This window comes from Dictyobacter vulcani (genome assembly GCF_008974265.1).
Classification (GTDB): Bacteria; Chloroflexota; Ktedonobacteria; order Ktedonobacterales; family Ktedonobacteraceae; genus Dictyobacter; species Dictyobacter vulcani.
In genome coordinates, this window is record NZ_BKZW01000002.1 from 887,268 (window position 1) to 906,463 (window position 19,196).

The following is a 19,196-nucleotide window of genomic DNA, read 5'->3' on the forward strand; positions in this document are numbered from 1 at the left end:
TAGAACCTTGGCCATCCGTGATTGGTTTACTCTGATCCACGGTCGTCCAATGGGGTGTAAGTGACCTCAAGTCTGGTAAGGGTATGGTTTTTTATCTGCCGCTGGTCCGTGTCGACGGTACACAGACTTTGTGGCAGATCCGGCCGCCCGATGACGTATTCCTGCCATTCTGGCCCCGGTATTCGGTCTTTGAGTGCTTTTCAACCTTTGATATATATGTGTGCAGCCTGCTCAATGGGGTGGAGCGGCGCCTGAGTCCGTTTTCGAGTCACTCGACGCCAGCCTTGGAGAAGATATCGCCGATGGTGGTCGGTTTTGTTGCGGTGAGCTAAGGCAGAGTAAGGTATTCTGTGGGTCTGGGCTGAGCATGGTTTGTTTTCACACAGGTTGTCTTTTTTGCTGTGGGATTGGTCGATTTGCTGTCAACTCGGCATGGTCGCTGGTATCAGGTACCGTTTCATTTGGCTGCTTCTGGTGTGAGTGCTCTGGCGGGTTTCCTGATGTTGGTGAATGGTACTACGGAGAAATTGTGTACTATTAGCAGTATGCCCGGATGATTACGCTATGGTCCCCATCCGAAATATACTTACTCACCTGTTGTTATTACTGTACATGCAATTGGCTCGGGCTGTGGCAAGTAGGGTGTAACGTGTGGTGTCTTGGGATTCTGGATCTGCCCGGAATCGCGCGAACGCTGAGCGACTTGCCGGTATCTCCGTGGCGATGAGCCACTGCGACCGTGTTACCCGTAGCTTTGGGGCTATGGGTAGAGAATCGTAGTTCCAGCTGTGATTGGACTGGCCGGGTTGGTTATCTCCGAGAGGGCACGCTGGAACTCGCTCGAGCCGCTTCGTGCCGCAGTTCCAGTTGATCCAGTGCCTGGAGCGACGCTCTATCGTACCGGTGCACATGGCTTCCGCTTATCGACTCTGGGATTGGTCTGATTGATGTTTTGTCGAGTCGTCATGTTATTTCCAGGTGTAAATTGAGGGCTGGTTACCGTATTCGTTAGGATCTGAGCGGAGGGATGTCATGTCTCGGCCAGTATGCTCGAGGGCATCGCACCGTGTGTGGTGACAGTGGCGGGGCGGCATGGACTTGTTGGGGCACGACAAGATACGGGCTTTGATCGTGTGCTTCCGTTTGTCAGCGATACGGGACAACTGATGGCATCGCGAGGTCCGCCAGCATATAGCACATACGCGGCAACCGCACGTACCGGACTATATGCTGCCCGGTGTTTGTTTCCGCTGGGAGCATAGGGGTTCTTGTTGCGACTTGGATAGTATGTGGCTTTGTATGAATTGCAATTGCGTTTAAGATGAGGGCGCTAAGGCACTGCCCTGGCTGCCCCGAGTGTGCTAGCTAACGCGCAACAGAGGATAGCTATAGGTTCCCTCGGGAGATGAGTGAATTGAAGCCCAACTGCGAGCGATCTGGTCACACGGTATTTGTGTGGAATTGCATGGTTTGGTGATTATTTGGGCTGGGACTAACTTTCTTTATGCTACGGCGGCGACTCGATTTAAGCATCCAGATCGTCTCGCGGGCCAGACGGCGGATTGCACTAGGTCACACTGTTGCGCGGGGTCGGCTCTTTCCCAGGTCGAGCTGTTGTCGCTGAATATGCAGCTGTGGTTGTACTTACAGAACAGCGAAAGTGCATTTGCTCGGTATAATGCATTGCTGAGTAGGGCATCGGTGGCGAGCGGAGTAGTTCCGGTCTTTGACACATGGTGATGCGTGATAGCTTGGCTGGTGTTTTGCGAGAAGCGCGGCTCAAGGGAGCTGATTACTTTTGAAAGCCATTTTTCGTTTTGCTCAATTGGACTGTGTATTGTCGGCTGTGTATTTCGGATTGCTTGTAGGTTCTGCATCACGACAATTTGCAGCACCATGCTTCAAGACACGAGTTTATTTGCGTCCTGGGCTTTCGGTCGACGGTTTGAACAACATGGCACATCGCCGATGTTGCAGTCCGTGGTTCCGATCTGATGAGTGTGGCGCACGTAGGCGATATTGATTGTGCCGCACCTGATGCGGACGAGCAGCGCGAGACCATCGAGAGGACGCGCAAGAGTATCAGCAGGGGCTGAACCTGCCAGCATGGTCATTGTGGGTTGTCGAGCCGTCTAATTTTCGATGTGGGTGTCCATGATAAAGCGCGGACGCTCTTGCTGATGAGTGGGATCACCTCTGGCGTCGAGGCGGGTATTTGGCGCGCGGCTATTCCGCTCACAGCTGATCGGAGGAGCTAGCTATCGGCCGATTATGGGCGACAGCACAGCATAGTGTCAGTACTTACCCGAGAAAGAAACCTCATTCAGGGGTCAGGTCACGGGCGTTCTGATGGCATGCGACGCTACCGAGGTTGGGTGTGCGAACAGGAAGCAGACAGTACGGTGGGGGTCTGTTCAAGTGAAGCGGTCGTCGGAGGTTAGCCTCTTAGCCAATAACTCCAGGGATACGGTGGGCGCAAATAGCGTCGGGGCGACCGTCGCAGGGTTTCTTTGTTAGTTATTACTAAAGGTCTGAAGGGACGACTGGCGACGGTTAATGTGGCAGAGGAATTTTTACAGGGATGTGCCGACAGGGCCTATGGGGACACGAAATTAAATGATTTTGCTCGCGCGCTGGTCCAGAGCTTGGCCGACTGGTCAGGTGAGCGAACATCGCTGATCAAACTCGAAGGTCACGGTCGCGAAGAAATGAGCGAGCAGATTGACCTGTCACGGACCGTAGGTTGGTTTACCAGTCTGTATCCAGTGCTGCTCCAACTTGATGAGGGTGCAGCATTAGATGGAGTACTCAAGGCTGTGAAAGAGCAGTTGCGAGCGATCCCTGACAAAGGTATGGGGCTATGGACTGCTGCGCTATCTCTGTAAAGACGAGCAGATGGCACAGCAACTGCGAGCCATGCCGCAGCCCAGATTAGCTTCAACTACCTGGGACGCTTCGACCAGATCCTGGCAGAGGACACCTTATTCAGTCAGGCCTCTGAGGCGAGCGCTCACCGGTCAGTCCACAAAGCAAGCGCGCCCATTTAATTGACGTCAATGGCAGTATCAGCAACGGGCAACTGCATCTGATATGGACCTATAGCAGAATCATTACCGCGAGGAAACGCTGCAAGCCCTGGGTGAGAACTTTATCCAGACGCTACGGAACCTGATCATCCATTGTCAGGCACCAGACAGCAGAGGCTATACGCCATCAGATTTTCCATTAGCGCGGCTAACGCAAGAGCAATTGGATCACCTGTTTGGGTCGGGACCACGCATCGAGGATGTCTATCCTCTTTCTCCCATGCAGGAAGGCCTGCTATTCCAGACGCTCTATGCACCCGAAAAGGCGACTACATTGTACAGAGCGGCTATCGATTCACCGGTGAATTTAATCCGATCGTCTTTATGCAAGCCTGGCAGCAAACAGTCAACCACCATCCTATTTTGCGCACAGGCCTGGTCTGGGAAGATGTAGAAGAGCCCTTGCAGATTGTCTATCGGCAGGTCGATATTCCCTGTGAGCACCTGGACTGGCGTGGCTGTTCAGTGGAAGAGCAACAGACAAAGCTACGGGCCTATTTACAGCAGGACCGTATGCAAGGTTTTGACCTATCACAGATACCATTGATGCGCTTTGCCATTATCCGCATGTCCGATGACAGCTATGAATTTTTATGGACCTATCACCATATATTGTTAGATGGTTGGAGCCTGCCGATCCTCCTCAAGGACGTGTTTATCTGTTACGATGCCCTGAGTCGAAAAACGGCGGTCCAACTGGAGCACATCGGCCATTCCAGGACTACATTCGCTGGTTAGCCCGGCAGGATAAAGCGCAGGCAGAAACATTCTGGCGCGACCTGCTCAAGGATTTTACTGCGCCAACCACCTTCGCCGTTGATCAGCAAACGGTAGGCGATGTCAGCGGCGAACGTAAATATGCCGAAAACTCGCTGACACTATCAAGCGCATTCACCGAGCAGTTGCAGCACTTTACACGCAGCCAGCAATTGACCATGAATACCCTGATTCAAGGAGCCTGGTCACTGCTGCTGAGCCATTATAGTGGTCAGCCAGACGTGATCTTTGGCAACATCGTCTCCGGTCGTCCGGCAGACGTGCAAGGGATAGAGTCAATGGTCGGACTCTTTATTAACACCCTGCCCGTACGCATCCATGTAGCAGCGCACGAGCGTGTGCAGGATTGGCTACAGGCTTTACAGTCCCAGCAGAGCGAAATTCGCCAGTATGAATATAGTTCGCTGGCTCAGGTACAAAGTTGGAGCGAGGTGCCCACTGGTCAATCGCTTTTTGAAAGCCTGTTTGTCTTTGAAAACTATCCAGTGTCACTGGATGTGAAGGACACAGACGACATGCCACCGCTCGCGGTGCATGCGACACGTTCCGTAGAGCAGACCAACTATCCACTCACCATTGCCGCGCTACCCGGACAACAATTAAGCCTGAAATTACTCTACGACTGCTCACGCTTCGATGAGGAAACGATTGTGCGTATGCTGGGACACCTGCAAACACTGCTGGAAAGTTTCCTGCAGGATCCTGAGCAGCCAGTTGCCAGCGTGGCCATGCTGACAGCACAAGAATATCAGCAGATAGTCTATGAGTGGAATACAACGGCGACCGAATATCCAGATCAGGCCAACATTCCCGGCCTATTTGAGGAACAGGTTGCCCGTACACCAGAAGCAACCGCGATCATCTATGCTGACGAGCGTATCAGCTATGCGGAACTGAATCGTCGAGCCAATCAGATCGCGCACTATCTGCAGCAGCAAGGCGTGCAACCAGACACGCTGGTGGCGCTCTGCCTGGAGCGCTCAGTCGCAATGCTGGTAGCGATTCTAGGCATCCTGAAAGCCGGGGCCGCTTATCTGCCACTGGATCCCACCTATCCAAAGGAGCGCCTGGCCCTCATCCTGGAGAATTCGCAGGCCCAGATTTTACTGGCTCAGGCGGCCTTGAGTGAGAGCCTACCGGCATTTTCCGGACACTGCTCTACCTTGAAAATGAGACCGAGACCATTGCAAAGCAGTCGCCCGAGAATCCGTCGCGTCGCGTCCGCAGCGATAACCTGCTCTATGTGATGTACACATCCGGTTCAACCGGTGTACCCAAAGGAGTCGCCATTACCCATCAAGCGGTCGCCCGTCTGGTACGTAACAGCAATTATATCCAGTTTGAGCCGGAAGACCGGATCGTCCAGGCGGCTAATGTGGCCTTTGATGCCTCAACCTTTGAGATCTGGGGAGCCTGGCTCAACGGTGCCAGCGTGGTGATGATGATGAAAGAAGACGTCCTGTCCCTGCAGCGCTTCGCCCGGGTCTTGCAGGAACAGAAGATCACGACCCTGTTTTTGACGACCGCCTTATTCAACCAGATCACCCGTGAGATTCCAGATGCGTTTCGCTCATTGCGGCACCTGCTCTTTGGTGGAGAAGCCGTCGATGTGCGCCGGGTACGTGAGGTCCTCAAACATGGAGCGCCTGAGCGATTACTGCATGTCTATGGTCCCACGGAAAGTACCACCTATGCCACCTGGCACCTGGTGAAGGAGATCGAAGAAGACGCCACGAATCTACCAATCGGCCAGGCGCTGTCCAACACCACGCTTTATGCGCTGGACGCATATCACCAACCGAGCCCGATTGGCGTGCCAGGTGAATTATACATCGGCGGTGATGGTCTGGCGCGCGGCTATCTGCATCATCTAGATTTAACCGCCGAGCGTTTTGTGCCACATCCTTTCACTAGCAAAGCAGGGGAAAGGCTCTATAAGACCGGTGACGTCGTTAAACGCAATGCGGATGGCTCGATCCTCTTTATTGGTCGTGTGGACCACCAGGTCAAGGTACGTGGTCACCGCATTGAACTGGGAGAAATTGAGAACAAGTTAGAGCAGCATCCACAAATCTCCGATGCGTTGGTGCTGGTGCACGAAGACAAGTCAGGCGATAAACGCCTGGCCGCCTATATAGAAGCAGCCGACGCGGCAGGTTTGAATAACCAGACATTGCGTGAATATCTGCAAGCAGGCCTCCCGGATTATATGATCCGACGATCTTTATCCAACTGGCCGCCTTCCCGGTGACGCCAAATGGCAAGATCGATCGCAAAGCCCTGCCTGCGGTCGAAGAGGCCAATCTGGTGCTTGGAACCACATATGTTGCGCCCGAGACCGATACTGAGCAAAAAGTAGCGGAGATCTGGAAGCAGGTATTAGGAACTGAACAGGTCAGCATCCATGACAATTTCTTTGCGCTGGGTGGGCATTCGCTCCTGGCGACGCAGGTAGTTTCGCAACTGCGTGTGATCTTTCAGATCGAACTGCCGCTACGCAAATTTTTTGAAACACCAACAATCCATGAACTGGCGAAATATCTAGAGGAGCAATCCCAGATGGCGCCAACGTCATCTCAGGCACCGGCAATGAAACGAGTCTCGCGAGACAAGCATCGCGTCAAAGGCAAAAACATCACGAAAGGGAACTAACCCTTCCCAACGTCAATGATAGAAGGAAATGTGCTATGTCGACATATTCTACTGATCAAATGGACTCTATGGAAGAAGAGGTCTATGCATTTGCTGCCTCATTCGCGCAGCAACGCCTCTGGGTTTTTGGATCAGTTGGAACCGGGCAAACCATTTTATACTATTCCAACGGCTGTACGTTTTCGTGGGCCTCTGCATATTGCTGCGTTGGAAGCGGGCTTGAATGAGATCGTGCAGCGTCACGAGACGTTGCGCACAACATTCGCCATGCTGGACGGCGAACTCATGCAGATGGTAACGGACGCCAGCCAGGCAGAGCACTTTGTCCTGAAACGCGTTGATTTGCGGGCTTGCATACCGGCCGAACTGGATGCAACCATCAGGCAGTATGCGGAGTCAGAGGCATTGCAGCCATTTGACCTGGCACGGGGTCCATTGGTTACGTGGCACCTTGCTGGATCTCGGTGAAAATGATCATGTCTTGCTGTTAACCATGCACCATATTATTTAGATGGCTGGTCGATGGCGTGCTGGTAAAGAACTTGCATCCTCTATCAGAGGGGCGTGCGCGAATTATCGGGCTTTCTGCACGATCAACCATCTCCATTACCCGAGTTGACCTTTCAATATGCCGACTACGCGCTCTGGCAACGTGAGTGGCTACAGGGTGAGGAGCTAGAGCGGCAGTTGAGCTATTGGAAGCAGCAACTGCAAGGGGCACCTGAGACCGTGGCATTATTTACGGACCACCCGCGTACGCCTGTACAGACATTCAATGGTGCATATCAAGTCCGTGTTTTACCAGCAGCATTATGCAGGCAGCTAAAAGAGTTGACCCGGCAGGAAGATAGCACCTTATTTATGACCCTGCTGGCAGCCTTTAAGATCTTGATTGCGCGCTATAGTGGTCAAGATGACATTGTGCTGGGTACCCCCATCGCCAACCGTAATCGCGCCGAGATCGAGCAGATTATCGGTTTTTTCGTCAACACGCTGGTCTTGCGCACCGACCTCTCGGGTAATCCTCGTTCCGCCAGGTCCTGCAGCGCGTGCGTGATGTTTCCCTGGGAGCCTATACACACCAGGACCTGCCATTTGAGCAGATTGTGGAAGCGCTGCAAATAAGCCGAGATCTCAGCCGCTCGCCCCTATTCCAGATCATGTTTGCTTTACAAAACACACCAACAGCGGCCGTTGAATTTCCAGAGCTGAGTGTGCAGCCTATCGCGGTTGACAGTAAGAGTGCCAAGTTTGATTTGACGTTGCAGGTCGTTGATGCGGACGAGAGTACCGCGATCTCGCTTGAGTATAATACAGACCTTTATGAATCACAGACGATCACACGGATGCTCGAACATTTCCAGACCCTCCTCGAAAGCATCGTGCTGGCGCCAGAGCAACCCATAGCTACGCTGAACATAATGACGCCAGCGGAGCGGAAACACCTGCTGACACTCTCAAGTCCCGCGACCAATGCCTATCCGAGTGGGGTCTATGTGCATCAACTCTTCGAGCAATGGGCCGCGAGCCAGCCAAGCTTAGAGGCAGTCGTGTATAAGGATGTGCGCTGGTCGTATGGAGAAGTAAACAGTCGCGCAAACCGACTGGCCACTATCTGCGTCAGCTACAAGTGGGACCGGATACGCTGGTCGGCGTCTGTGTTGAGCGCTCAGCGGAGATTCTCGTGGCCCTCCTGGCTATATTGAAGGCAGGCGGAGCCTATGTGCCATTGGATCCGGACTATCCAACTGATCGACTGGCCTATATGCTCGCAGATGCCCGGGTCACCACGCTATTAACGCAGAGCAGCCTGCTTGAACGCCTACCCGCAGCAAAGACCTCCCATTTCTGTCTGGATAGCGACTGGTCCAGGCTTGAGGCATATGCCGACGACAATCTGGAGCTAGAGATCCAGGCAGAGAATCTGGCCTACATGATCTATACCTCCGGCTCAACTGGCAGGCCAAAAGGTGTACAGATCTCGCATGCCAATCTGCTAAATCTGGTGTACTGGCACCGACGAACATACAACGTGCAGCCAGAGGATCGCGCCACCCAACTGGCAGGCATCGCCTTCGACGCCTGCGTCTGGGAAATCTGGCCCTACCTGACCGCCGGCGCCAGCCTGTATCTTCCCGATGCCAGTACGCGCCTGGATCCAGAGCAGTTGCGTGACTGGCTTGTCAATGAACACATTACCTTGAGTTTTATGCCGACCCCCATGGCCGAAGGCGTATTAACCTTAGCATGGCCCGAGACGACCGCCTTACGAGCCTTATTGACCGGTGGCGATAAACTGCACTACTATCCAAGCGACAAATTGCCATTTCGCTTAATTAACCATTATGGTCCGACCGAATTCACAGTCGTTACAAGTGCCGGTGACGTGCCAGTGGGGGCGCAGGAAGAGCGAGCACCCTCGATCGGCAAGCCCATCGCCAATACCCAGATCTATGTGCTTGACAAGCATCTGCAACTTGTGCCCCAGGGAGTACCTGGAGAACTCTTTGTGGGCGGAGCCAGTCTGGCGCGTGGCTATTTGCAGCGTGCGGATCTGACAGCAGAGCTTTTTGTCACCCACCCTTTTAGTACCGAGCCAGGAGCACGGCTTTACCGTACCGGTGACCTGGTACGCTATTTGCCTGATGGGTCGCTAGAATTTCTGGGCCGTATCGATGCTCAAGTCAAGATTCGTGGTTATCGGATTGAGCCAGGAGAGATAGAAGCAATATTGTTGCAACACCAGGCGATACGTGACTGTAGCGTCATTTTACATGAAGATAAAGTTGGCAATCGACGACTGGTGGCCTATCTCGTCGCGCAAGAAAACGCGAGCCTCGACCGGGAAGACATTCGAGCTTATCTGCAAGAGCAGGTTCCTGATTATATGGTGCCAGCTGTAATGGTCATTCTTGAAGCATTACCATTAACCCGAATGGCAAAGTTGATCGGCGCGCACTACCGGAGCCAGAGCTGCAGCACCTGGTGAGCAACGCTACCTATAGCGCCCCGCGGACACCATTTGAGCAGCAACTATCCGAGATCTGGTCGCAGGTGTTAGGCCTGCCCCAGGTCGGCATCCATGAGAATTTTTTCGCGCTGGGCGGCGATTCTATTCTTAGTATTCAGATTGTGGCACGTGCCAATCAGACAGGCTTGAATCTCACCCCCAAAATGCTGTTTCAGCACCAGACGATTGCCGACCTGGCACGCGTGATGGCCAAAGAGGAAGCTGAGAGCGCGATTGAAGCGGAGCAAGGCATTATATCCGGACCAGTCGTATTGACTCCCATCGGACACTGGTTTATTGAGCAGCAACAGCCGCAACCCAATCATTGGAATCAAGCCATCCTGGTCAGTGTACGCCAGCGTTTAGAGCAGACCCTGCTAGAGCAGGTCGTGAAGCAGATGTTGGAGCACCACGATGCCTTACGCTTACGCCTACTCCAAACAGAAGCTAATAGCTGGCAACTGACACAGGCGCTGCCCGATGAAGAGGTACCATTAACTGTATTGGATCTGTCAGAGATGCCCATGGCTGAACAGCAAACAGTCTTTGAAGAGGCCGTCAATACAGTACAAACACAGCTAGATATTGTTAACGGACCCCTCCTGCGTATCGTGTACTTTGATCTGGGGCACAGCAGGCTGGCCGTTTGCTGATTGTGGTCCATCACCTGGCGATTGATGGTGTTTCCTGGCGTATCCTATTGGAAGATATGCAGACAGCCTATGCGCAACTGGCGGCTGATAAAGCGCTGGCGCTACCACGCAAAACAACGTCTTTCCAGCAGTGGACCGCGAAACTCCAGGCCTATGCCCAGCAGCCAGAGGTACAGAACGAAGTAGCATACTGGTTGAAGCAATCTCAAGCACATATCCAGCCACTACCGATCGATCAAAACAATGGAGAAAACAGCATTGCGTCGGCGCACACCGTAACGGTTTCACTGAGTGTAGAAGAGACCCAGGCATTACTGCACGCTGTGCCGCCGGTTTACCATACACAGATGAACGACGTCTTATTGACGGCTCTGGTGCAGACCATCACGCAATGGACAGGGCAGGACGCCGTTTTGCTGCATATGGAAGGCCACGGCCGCGAAGAACTGTTTGATGGCGTCGATATCTCGCGAACCGTTGGTTGGTTTACCAGCATGTATCCGACCTTGCTTGAAGCCACGACGCCCTCTCAACCTGGTCCCCTGCTTAAAGCAATTAAAGAGCAGTTGCGAGCCTTACCCTATCACGGTATCCACTATGGATTGTTACGCTACTTGAGTAATGATGAGCAGGTAAGAGAGCAATTGCGAGCCTTACCACAGGCCGAACTCAGCTTTAACTACCTGGGTCAATTTGACCAGATGCTCGCCACTGAAGGACTGTTTGGACCCGCTGGAGAATCAACGGGCCTGCCAATGAGTCCACAGAGTAAGCGTGCGCACCTGTTAGATATAACCTGCAGTATTAGTGGTGGTCAACTAAGCATCAGCTTGATGTATAGTCGCAACTTTCACCGTGTCCAGACCATCAATATGCTGGTGCAGGATTTTGCGCGCAACCTGCGTGAATTGATCGCACACTGCGCCACTGAGGATGCGGGCGGCTATACGCCTTCAGACTTTTCGCTGGCAACGTTAACGCAAGAACAAATCGACCAGTTAGCAGGCAACAATCGTGAGATCGAGGCTATCTATCCACTCTCATCACTGCAGCAAGGTCTCCTGTTCCATACGCTCTACTCACCAGGTGATGGTGACTATGTGGTGCAGATTGGAGCAACCCTGCAAGGCACATTGCACTGCGCAGCCTTCAAAGCAGCCTGGCAGCAAGTCATGGATCACCACAGCATATTACGAACCGCATTCGAACTGAATATAGTAGAAGAACCGCAGCAAATTGTCTATCGTCATCGTCAAGCGCCATTCTTCGAGCATGACTGGCGTCATCTAATGGTAGATGAGCAGCAAGCACGTCTGGCTACATACTGGCAAGAAGATCGAATGCAAGGCTTTGACATAGACGTAGCGCCATTGATGCGCTTTGCGCTGATCCGACTGGCCGATGACAGTTATGAATTTATCTGGAGCCATCACCATGTCCTGTTAGATGGATGGAGCATGCCAACGCTGCTACGCGACGTATTCATGGCCTATGAGGCGCTCTGCCAGCACAAGAAGTTACAACTGGCCTATGTACGCCCGTACCAGGACTACATTCAGTGGCTGTCCCAGCAAGATATGGGGCAGGCCGAGCGTTTCTGGCGGCAGATGCTAGAGGGCTTTACTGATCCTACGCAACTACGCATCAAGCGTGCGCCGGCTATAGATGAAGCACCGCACTACGATGAAGAATTGCTTCTGTGTTCAGAAGAGTTAACACAGCAATTACAGCAATTTGCCAGGCAACAGCAACTCACCATCAATACACTGGTCCAGGGAGCCTGGTCGCTTGTGCTTAGCCATTATAGTGGTCGGCCTGATATTGTCTTTGGCACCACCGTCTCTGGTCGCCCTGCTGACTTAGCCGGTGTTGAAGCCATGATTGGCCTGTTTATTAATACACTCCCTATGCGTGTCCAGATCCGGCCTGGTCAGAGTATCCTGTCCTGGTTGCATAGTTTACAGGCACAGCAGCTTGAGATGCGGCAGTATGAATATAGTCCACTGGCACAGGTGCAGAATTGGAGCGCTATACCCCGTGGCAGTGCACTGTTCGAGACCCTCTTCGTCTTTGAGAATTATCCAGTCACGACACAGAATGTCCAGGTGCAAGAAAAGAGCGAATTAGAACTACTCTCATTCCAGGCCCAGGAACAAACCAACTACCCGCTTACGCTGGTGGCTCATGCAGCCCAACAGCTATCATTAAAATTTATTTACGATAGCCATCGCGTTGCTTCAGAAGACATCAAAAGCTTTCTGTGGCATATGCAGATGCTGTTGCATGCTTTCATCCATACACCAGAGCAGCAGGTTGCAACAGTATCATTGTTGACGCCAGGCGAGCAACAGCAATTACAGCAATGGAATATGACTGGCACTGATTATGCATGTGATGCCAATATTCTCGATCTTTTTGAAGCTCATGTGCAGCATGCGCCCGAAGCGACCGCGGTAATCTATGGTGAGCAGCGCCTCAGCTATGCGAGTTGAACTGCCGTGCCAACCAACTGGCTCATTATCTCCGTAGCCTGGATGTAGGGCCGGAAGATCTGGTGGGACTCTATTTTGAGCGTTCCATTGAAATGATAATAAGTATGCTGGGTATTCTTAAAGCAGGGGGGGCTATGTACCGTTGGATCCTGCCTATCCGACTGAGCGCATCGCCTTTATGCTAGAAGATGCGCAAATGAAGACTGTGCTGACCCGGCAGCAATTTGCGAGCAGCCTGCCTGAAAGTGCCGAACCGTACTTTTTGCTTGATCGTGAATGGGAGCGGCTGGCGGCCTATCCAACCGCGAATCTTGACCGAGCGATTGATCGTCAGCATCTGGCGTATATGATCTATACATCGGGATCGACCGGTTTTCCCAAAGGCGTCCAGATCACGCATGCCGGATTACTCAATCTAGTGTTCTGGCACCTGCAGGCCTATGAAATCTCTTCGCACGATCGTGCGACCCAACTGGCGGGTGTGGCCTTTGATGCCAGTGTGTGGGAGATCTGGCCGTATCTCGCAGCAGGAGCCAGCCTGCATATACCCGATGAGCAGACGCGTCTCTCGCCGCCTGAGTTGCGTGATTGGATGGTGCAACAGGAGATCAGTATCAGTTTCTTACCGACCCCGCTGGCTGAACGGATCATAGCGCTGCCCTGGCCACAGGAGTGCGCGTTGCGTGCCCTGTTGACCGGAGGTGATAAGTTGCATAGCGCACCTGAAGCAGCATTACCTTTCCGCCTGATCAATCACTATGGTCCGACGGAATCGACCGTGGTGGCCACGGCCGGAGACGTTCCTGCTGGTTTTTCCGAGCGAGCACCATCCATTGGCAAGGCGATCAGCAATACCCAGGTGTATATTTTAAATCGTCATTTACTGCCAGTACCGGTGGGAACTCCTGGTGAACTCTACATCGGTGGTTTAAGTCTGGCTCGTGGTTACTGGCAGCAGCCTGCCATGACCGCTGAGCGCTTCATTGCCGATCCCTTCAGTCAGGAAGCAGGCGCACGACTCTACAGAACCGGAGACCTGGTCACGTATCTTCCCGATGGCTCGATTGAGTTCTTGAGTCGCCTGGATGATCAGGTCAAGGTGCTGGGGTATCGGATCGAACTGGGCGAGATCGAAAGCGTCTTGAGCCAGCATGCCACGATCCAGGCATGTACCGTCATCGCTCGTGAAGAAGCCGGCGTTACGCACCTGGTCGCTTACGTGGTTACCGCGCCGCAGCAAGGACTGCACATTGAAGATCTGCGCCAGTATCTTGCAGCGCGTCTGCTGAATTATATGGTTCCGTCCACCTTTATTGAGCTAGAAACCCTGCCTTTGACGGCGAATGGAAAAGTTGACCGTCGAGCGCTGCAAGCGCTAGACCACAGCGCTGAGCAGAAAGAGCGTACGCTGATCAAACCGCGTACGGAGGTAGAGGCGAAACTGGTTGAATTATGGCAACGAGTCATGGGTGTTGAAGCGTTGAGTATTCACGATAACTTCTTTGCGCTCGGTGGAGATTCGATTGTCAGTATTCAGATTGTCGCCCGCGCCAAACAGGTTGGCCTGCAGATTACGCCGAAGATGCTCTTCCAGCATCCAACCATTGCTGAATTAGCCATGGTCGTGATGAGCACGACAGCCGAAACAATCATCGAGTCCGAACAAGGCATTGTCACTGGTGAATTGCCATTGACGCCAATACAACACTGGTTCTTTGCGCAACAACTGCCGCAGGCGCAGCATTATAATCAGGCGCTGATCCTGAGTACGCGTGAACGGCTTGATCCTGAACTGTTAGAGCAGACAGTCAGCCATATTGTGCAGCATCATGACGCGTTACGCATGCGCTATAGCGAGCAAGCCACTGGCTGGCAGCAGGTAAATAGCGCTGGCGAAACGCATGAAATCGTTGTGATAAAAGATATCGCCGCCCTCTCGCCAGACGAGCAAAAAGTAGCCATTGGAGCAACCGCGAATGAAGCCCAGATGAGCCTGAATTTACAGGATGGTCCATTGCTACGCATTGTCTACTTTACGTTAAGGTCAGAGCAGCGGGATCGCATCCTGATTATTATCCATCATCTCGTAATCGATGGTGTCTCCTGGCGTATCTTCCTGGAAGATTTTGCCAATGTTTACGAGAAGCTACGTAACCAGCACGCGGTGGTGCTACCCGCCAAGACAACCTCGTTCCGACAGTGGGCGCAGAAACTGGTCGAATATGCTCAGACGCCAGACGCTAAGCAAGAGCTAGCCTACTGGCTAAGCGCAGCGCAGCAAGACATATTGCCATTACCTGTCGATTATGCACAGGCAGAAAATACGGTTGCCTCAGTGCAAACGATCAGTGTTTCCCTGAGTACTGAAGAGACCCAGGCCTTATTGCAGCAAGTACCACAGGCGTATCATACACAGATTAACGATATTCTCCTGACCACGCTGCTGGCCACGCTAACACAATGGACCGGGCAAAGCAAGCTTCTGATCGATCTGGAAGGACATGGGCGTGAAGATATCCTGGAGCACACCGACATCTCGCGTACCATTGGTTGGTTTACCAGCATCTATCCGCTCTTACTGGATGCGCAGGGAAAAACAGAACTGATCGAGATGCTGAAAGTAGTCAAAGAGCAACTACGCGTGTTACCTCAGCACGGTATTGGCTTTGGGCTCTTGCGTTACTTATGCCAGGATCAACAGATAAGCGAGCAGTTGCAAGCATTACCGCAGGCTGAGATCAGCTTCAACTACCTGGGCCAGTTTGACCAGGAATTCTCCGAGGAAGCACTATTGGCTCCCGCCTATGAAGATAGTGGTATGCCAGTCAGTCCGCAGGGAAGCAGGGTGCACCAACTGGATATCAGTGGGAGCGTGGGTGGTGGACAACTACACCTGAACTGGACATACAGCACCAACATCCATCGTCCAGAAACCATTACGACCCTGGCGCATAACTACCTGCAGATCCTCCAGAACCTGATTGCATGCTGTATAGAAGAGCATGCAGGTGGCTTTACACCATCAGATTTGCCACTGGCAAAGCTGAGCCAGGAACAGATTGATCGTGTATTAGGCTCAGAGCGGGCAATCGAGACCGTCTATCCATTATCGCCCTTACAGCAAGGTCTGCTCTTCCACTCGCTTTATACGCTGGAAGAAGGAGACTATCTTGTCCAGACGAACTTCACATTTCGTGGTGACCTGCAGATAGAGGCCTTCCAGCGAGCCTGGCAGCAAGTCATTGAGCGCTACGCCATCCTGCGCACAGCCTTTGTCTGGGATGGGCTGGACCAACCCCAACAGATCGTGCATACGCAGATCGAACTACCCTTTGTCATGCATGACTGGCGTGGCTACAGTCCAGCTGAGCAGCAGCAACGTCTCACGGAACTCCGGCAACAGGATCGGAGACAAGGCTTTATCTTATCGCAAGCGCCATTGTTGCGTTTAACCCTCATGCGCATAACCGATACGGACTATGAGTTCCTGTGGAGCCATCATCATATGCTGCTCGATGGCTGGAGCATGCCAATCCTGCTCAAGGACGTCTTTATCTGCTATGAAGCATTTACGCAGCAGCAGCTGCCGCAGCTAGAACGGGTCTATCCTTATCAAAACTATATTGCCTGGCTGGTACAACAGGATTTGCAGCAGGCGGAAACCTTCTGGCGTCAGCAACTGAAAGGTTTTGAGACACCGCTTGTTTTAGGGGTAGAACGTAGAAAACAAGCACAGGCCCCGATTATCAAGAATGTAAACAAAGCGTTCCAGCCGAACTCACCGCCGCTCTACAAGAGTTGGCGCGTACCCGCCAGTTGACATTAAACACACTCATGCAAGGAGCCTGGTCGCTGCTATTAAGCCATTATAGCGCCCAGGATGATATCGTCTTTGGCGTCACCCTTTCCGGTCGCTCCGCGGACGTGCAGGGCGTAGAGTCAATGGTCGGCCTGTTTATCAACACCCTGCCAGTACGTATTCAGATTCGTCCTGAGATGGCGTTTGAAGACTGGCTGCAGGAAATCCAGGAGCAGCAGAGCGAGCTACGCCAGTACGAATATACCCCACTGGTGCAGGTACAGGGATGGAGCGAACTGGCGCATGGAGTCGCACTTTTTGACACGCTCTTTGTCTTTGAGAATTATCCCATCAGTGGTAGCGCTATGCAAAACGTGCAAGCGAGCCTGCAACTAGAGGCCGTGAACTCGCAAGAGCAGACCCATTATCCACTGACCCTCTATATTATTCCCGGTGAGCGCATGACCCTCAAGCTCCTGTATGATGGCCAGCGTTTTGATAGCGTGGTGATAGAGCAGATGTTGCAGCATCTACAAAACCTGCTGAAAGGGCTGGCCGAGCAACCATCCCAGGCTGTTGGTAGCTTGCCCCTGTTAGGGGACAGCGAGCAGCGGAAACTGCTGGTTGAGTGGAACAACACACAAGCCCCGTATCCAGCCGACCTGTGCCTGCACCAACTCTTTGAGCAACAGGTTGAGCGCACGCCAGAAGCGCTTGCCGTCATTTTCGAACAGGACAAATTGACCTACCGGGCTCTAGACCAGAAGGCGAACCAGCTCGCTTGCTATCTACGCTCACTTGGTGTGGGACCAGAGGTACCCGTTGGTGTAAGCGTGGAGCCATGCAGCGAGTTATTGATCGGCATCCTGGCGATCCTCAAAGCTGGCGGTGTTTATGTGCCATTAGATCCAGCCTATCCAGCGGCGCGGCTGGCCTATATGCTGAATGATAGCGCGCTTGACATTATCTTAACCCAAAAACATCTGACGGCCCATTTGCCGGTACAGCCCAGGCATGTAGTCGAGCTAGATAGCATCTGGGAGCAGATTGCACAGTTGCCGGATGGTCGCATACAGAGTGGCGTCACACCAGATAACCTGGCATATATCATCTATACATCGGGTTCAACCGGCAAGCCAAAGGGTGTACTTGCGAATCATCGCGCCTCGGTCAACCGCTTCAACTGGATGTGGCAAGCATATCCATTCACGGCTCAGGAGCAGTGTTGTCAGAAGACCGCCCTGAATTTTGTCGACTCAATCTGGGAGCTACTTGGACCGGTATTGCAAGGAGTGCCATTAACCATATTCTCCAAAGATGTCCGGCAAGATCCTGTGCTGATGGTGAGTGCACTCGCGGCCAGCGAATGTACACGTATCGTGCTCGTGCCATCTTTGCTGCGTGCCATCTTAACAAGCGTCCCGGACGTGCAAAAGCGGTTGCCAAAACTCAAATTATGGGTATGCAGTGGCGAAATCCTCTCGTTAGAGCTCGCACAGCTCTTTAAAGAGCGTTGCCCGCAAGGTCGCTTACTGAACCTCTATGGTTCATCCGAAGTAACCGCCGATGTCACGTACTACGCTACAGACCATCTATCCCAGGATATGCTCGCGGTTCCCATCGGAGTGCCAATTGCCAATATGCATGTATACATACTGGACCACCATCAGCGGCTGGCCCCGATGGGTGTTCCAGGAGAGCTTTGTGTTGGAGGTATAGGCCTGGCACGTGGATACCTGAACCAACCAGACATGACCGCCGCAGCATTTATACCCGATCCCTTTGCTGGAATACCAGGAGCGCGCCTCTATCGGACTGGTGACCTGGCCCGCTACTTAGCGGATGGTACACTTGAATACCTGGGACGCGTTGATCAGCAAATCAAAATACGCGGTTTTCGGATTGAGCCAGGCGAGATTGAAAACGCTCTGCGTCAGCATACAGCCGTCCAGGACAGCCTGGTCCTGGCGCAAGCAGATCAATCCGGAGAAGCCAGCTTAGTTGCCTATATCGTAACCGCGGACCAGGACGAGCAACTCTTTAGCCAGTTGCGTGAAAGCCTGCAACAACAATTGCCAGCCTATATGCTCCCGGCAGCCTTTGTACGACTCGCTGCATGGCCATTGCTTCCTGGCGGCAAAGTGAATCGCCACGCGCTAACTGTACTGGATACCGAGCAGGCTTACATTACCAGCACCTATCTGGCTCCGCGCACCCCGATGGAGGAACTTCTGGTAGAGATCTGGGCAGATGTGCTCAGAAGAGAGCGCGAGCAGATCGGCGTACAGGACAACTTCTTTGAGATTGGCGGACATTCACTCCTGGCCACCCAGGTCATCTCACGTATACGTATGACCTTCCAGGTGGATTTACCCGTTCGCAGTATGTTTGAGGCACCAAGTGTTGAAACTATGATCGTTGCCATTGCGCGTGAGCAGGTCGAGCACACAGATGATGACGAACTGGCGCGCCTGCTCGCAGAGCTAGATGAAGAGGATGAAGAAGAGGATGAATAAATAATGCAGAGAAAAACAGTGATAGATCGAGATAAGCCAGCACAGACAACATAGTTTGAGCAATAGTAGTGGACCCATGGCACGCTATTAAAAAGCAATCGTGAACGCCGCTCACTCGCGGCTAGTGAAGTCGCCACAACGCAAGCATGGAAACCTGATCTCTTCTACCGAAGCGATCCAGCCTGTCAGGCGACTTCACTCACACGATTGA

The 19,196-nt window shown here is 52.8% G+C and carries 11 protein-coding genes and 3 pseudogenes; all 14 read left to right on the forward strand.

The features are described from left to right. The first annotated feature begins 788 nt into the window (after positions 1-788). Complete coding sequence (locus tag KDW_RS31920; protein ID WP_162005470.1) at positions 789-944, forward strand: hypothetical protein; 156 nt, start codon at positions 789-791, stop codon at positions 942-944. 1,566 nt (positions 945-2,510) lie between these two features. Then, positions 2,511-2,885, forward strand: a complete 375-nt coding sequence (locus KDW_RS21215) for a condensation domain-containing protein (RefSeq protein WP_151757950.1) — start codon at positions 2,511-2,513, stop codon at positions 2,883-2,885. 294 nt (positions 2,886-3,179) lie between these two features. Then, a pseudogene (locus KDW_RS36070) lies at positions 3,180-4,564 on the forward strand (condensation domain-containing protein); the annotation flags it as partial. A gap of 27 nt (positions 4,565-4,591) precedes the next feature. Next, entirely contained in the window at positions 4,592-5,110 is a 519-nt protein-coding gene (locus KDW_RS35180) for an AMP-binding protein (protein WP_269822516.1), read from the forward strand. Next, positions 5,098-6,114 carry an amino acid adenylation domain-containing protein gene (locus tag KDW_RS21230; RefSeq protein WP_269822517.1) on the forward strand — a complete coding sequence of 339 codons (1,017 nt, stop codon included), beginning with the start codon at positions 5,098-5,100 and terminating at the stop codon, positions 6,112-6,114. Before KDW_RS35180 ends, KDW_RS21230 begins: the two co-directional genes overlap by 13 nt. Next, on the forward strand, positions 6,111-6,515 hold the full coding sequence (locus tag KDW_RS21235) for a phosphopantetheine-binding protein (protein ID WP_162005471.1): 405 nt from the start codon (positions 6,111-6,113) through the stop codon (positions 6,513-6,515). The genes KDW_RS21230 and KDW_RS21235 overlap by 4 nt, the downstream gene beginning before the upstream one ends. A gap of 84 nt (positions 6,516-6,599) precedes the next feature. Continuing rightward, positions 6,600-7,640: pseudogene (locus KDW_RS35185) on the forward strand (condensation domain-containing protein). After that, the gene (locus KDW_RS35190) at positions 7,565-8,221 is read left to right on the forward strand and encodes a condensation domain-containing protein (RefSeq protein WP_162005474.1); all 657 of its coding nucleotides are present in this window, start codon (positions 7,565-7,567) and stop codon (positions 8,219-8,221) included. Before KDW_RS35185 ends, KDW_RS35190 begins: the two are co-directional and overlap by 76 nt. After that, a complete protein-coding gene (locus KDW_RS21255; protein ID WP_162005475.1) occupies positions 8,146-9,504 on the forward strand; it encodes a non-ribosomal peptide synthetase in 1,359 nt (452 codons plus the stop codon). Before KDW_RS35190 ends, KDW_RS21255 begins: the two co-directional genes overlap by 76 nt. After that, positions 9,501-10,178 (forward strand): condensation domain-containing protein, encoded by a 678-nt coding sequence (locus KDW_RS35195; protein WP_151757959.1) that lies wholly within the window; start codon positions 9,501-9,503, stop codon positions 10,176-10,178. Before KDW_RS21255 ends, KDW_RS35195 begins: the two co-directional genes overlap by 4 nt. A 2-nt stretch (positions 10,179-10,180) precedes the next feature. Further along, positions 10,181-12,670, forward strand: coding sequence for a condensation domain-containing protein (locus KDW_RS35200; RefSeq protein WP_269822518.1), 2,490 nt, complete (start codon positions 10,181-10,183; stop codon positions 12,668-12,670). Beyond that, a pseudogene (locus KDW_RS35205) lies at positions 12,667-14,276 on the forward strand (non-ribosomal peptide synthetase); the annotation flags it as partial. The gene KDW_RS35200 and the pseudogene KDW_RS35205, both read left to right, overlap by 4 nt. Positions 14,277-14,297: 21 nt before the next feature. Further along, a complete protein-coding gene (locus KDW_RS35210; protein ID WP_269822519.1) occupies positions 14,298-16,490 on the forward strand; it encodes a condensation domain-containing protein in 2,193 nt (730 codons plus the stop codon). Further along, positions 16,469-18,985 carry a non-ribosomal peptide synthetase gene (locus KDW_RS35215; protein ID WP_151757963.1) on the forward strand — a complete coding sequence of 839 codons (2,517 nt, stop codon included), beginning with the start codon at positions 16,469-16,471 and terminating at the stop codon, positions 18,983-18,985. The genes KDW_RS35210 and KDW_RS35215 overlap by 22 nt, the downstream gene beginning before the upstream one ends. The last annotated feature ends 211 nt before the right edge of the window (positions 18,986-19,196 follow it).

What these genes read in the sequence shown, in the direction of transcription:
- KDW_RS35210 (WP_269822519.1), top strand. Translation starts at nt 14,298, where the DNA reads ATGAGCACGACAGCCGAAACAATCATCGAGTCCGAACAAGGCATTGTC.
- KDW_RS35180 (WP_269822516.1), top strand. Translation starts at nt 4,592, where the DNA reads ATGCTGACAGCACAAGAATATCAGCAGATAGTCTATGAGTGGAATACA.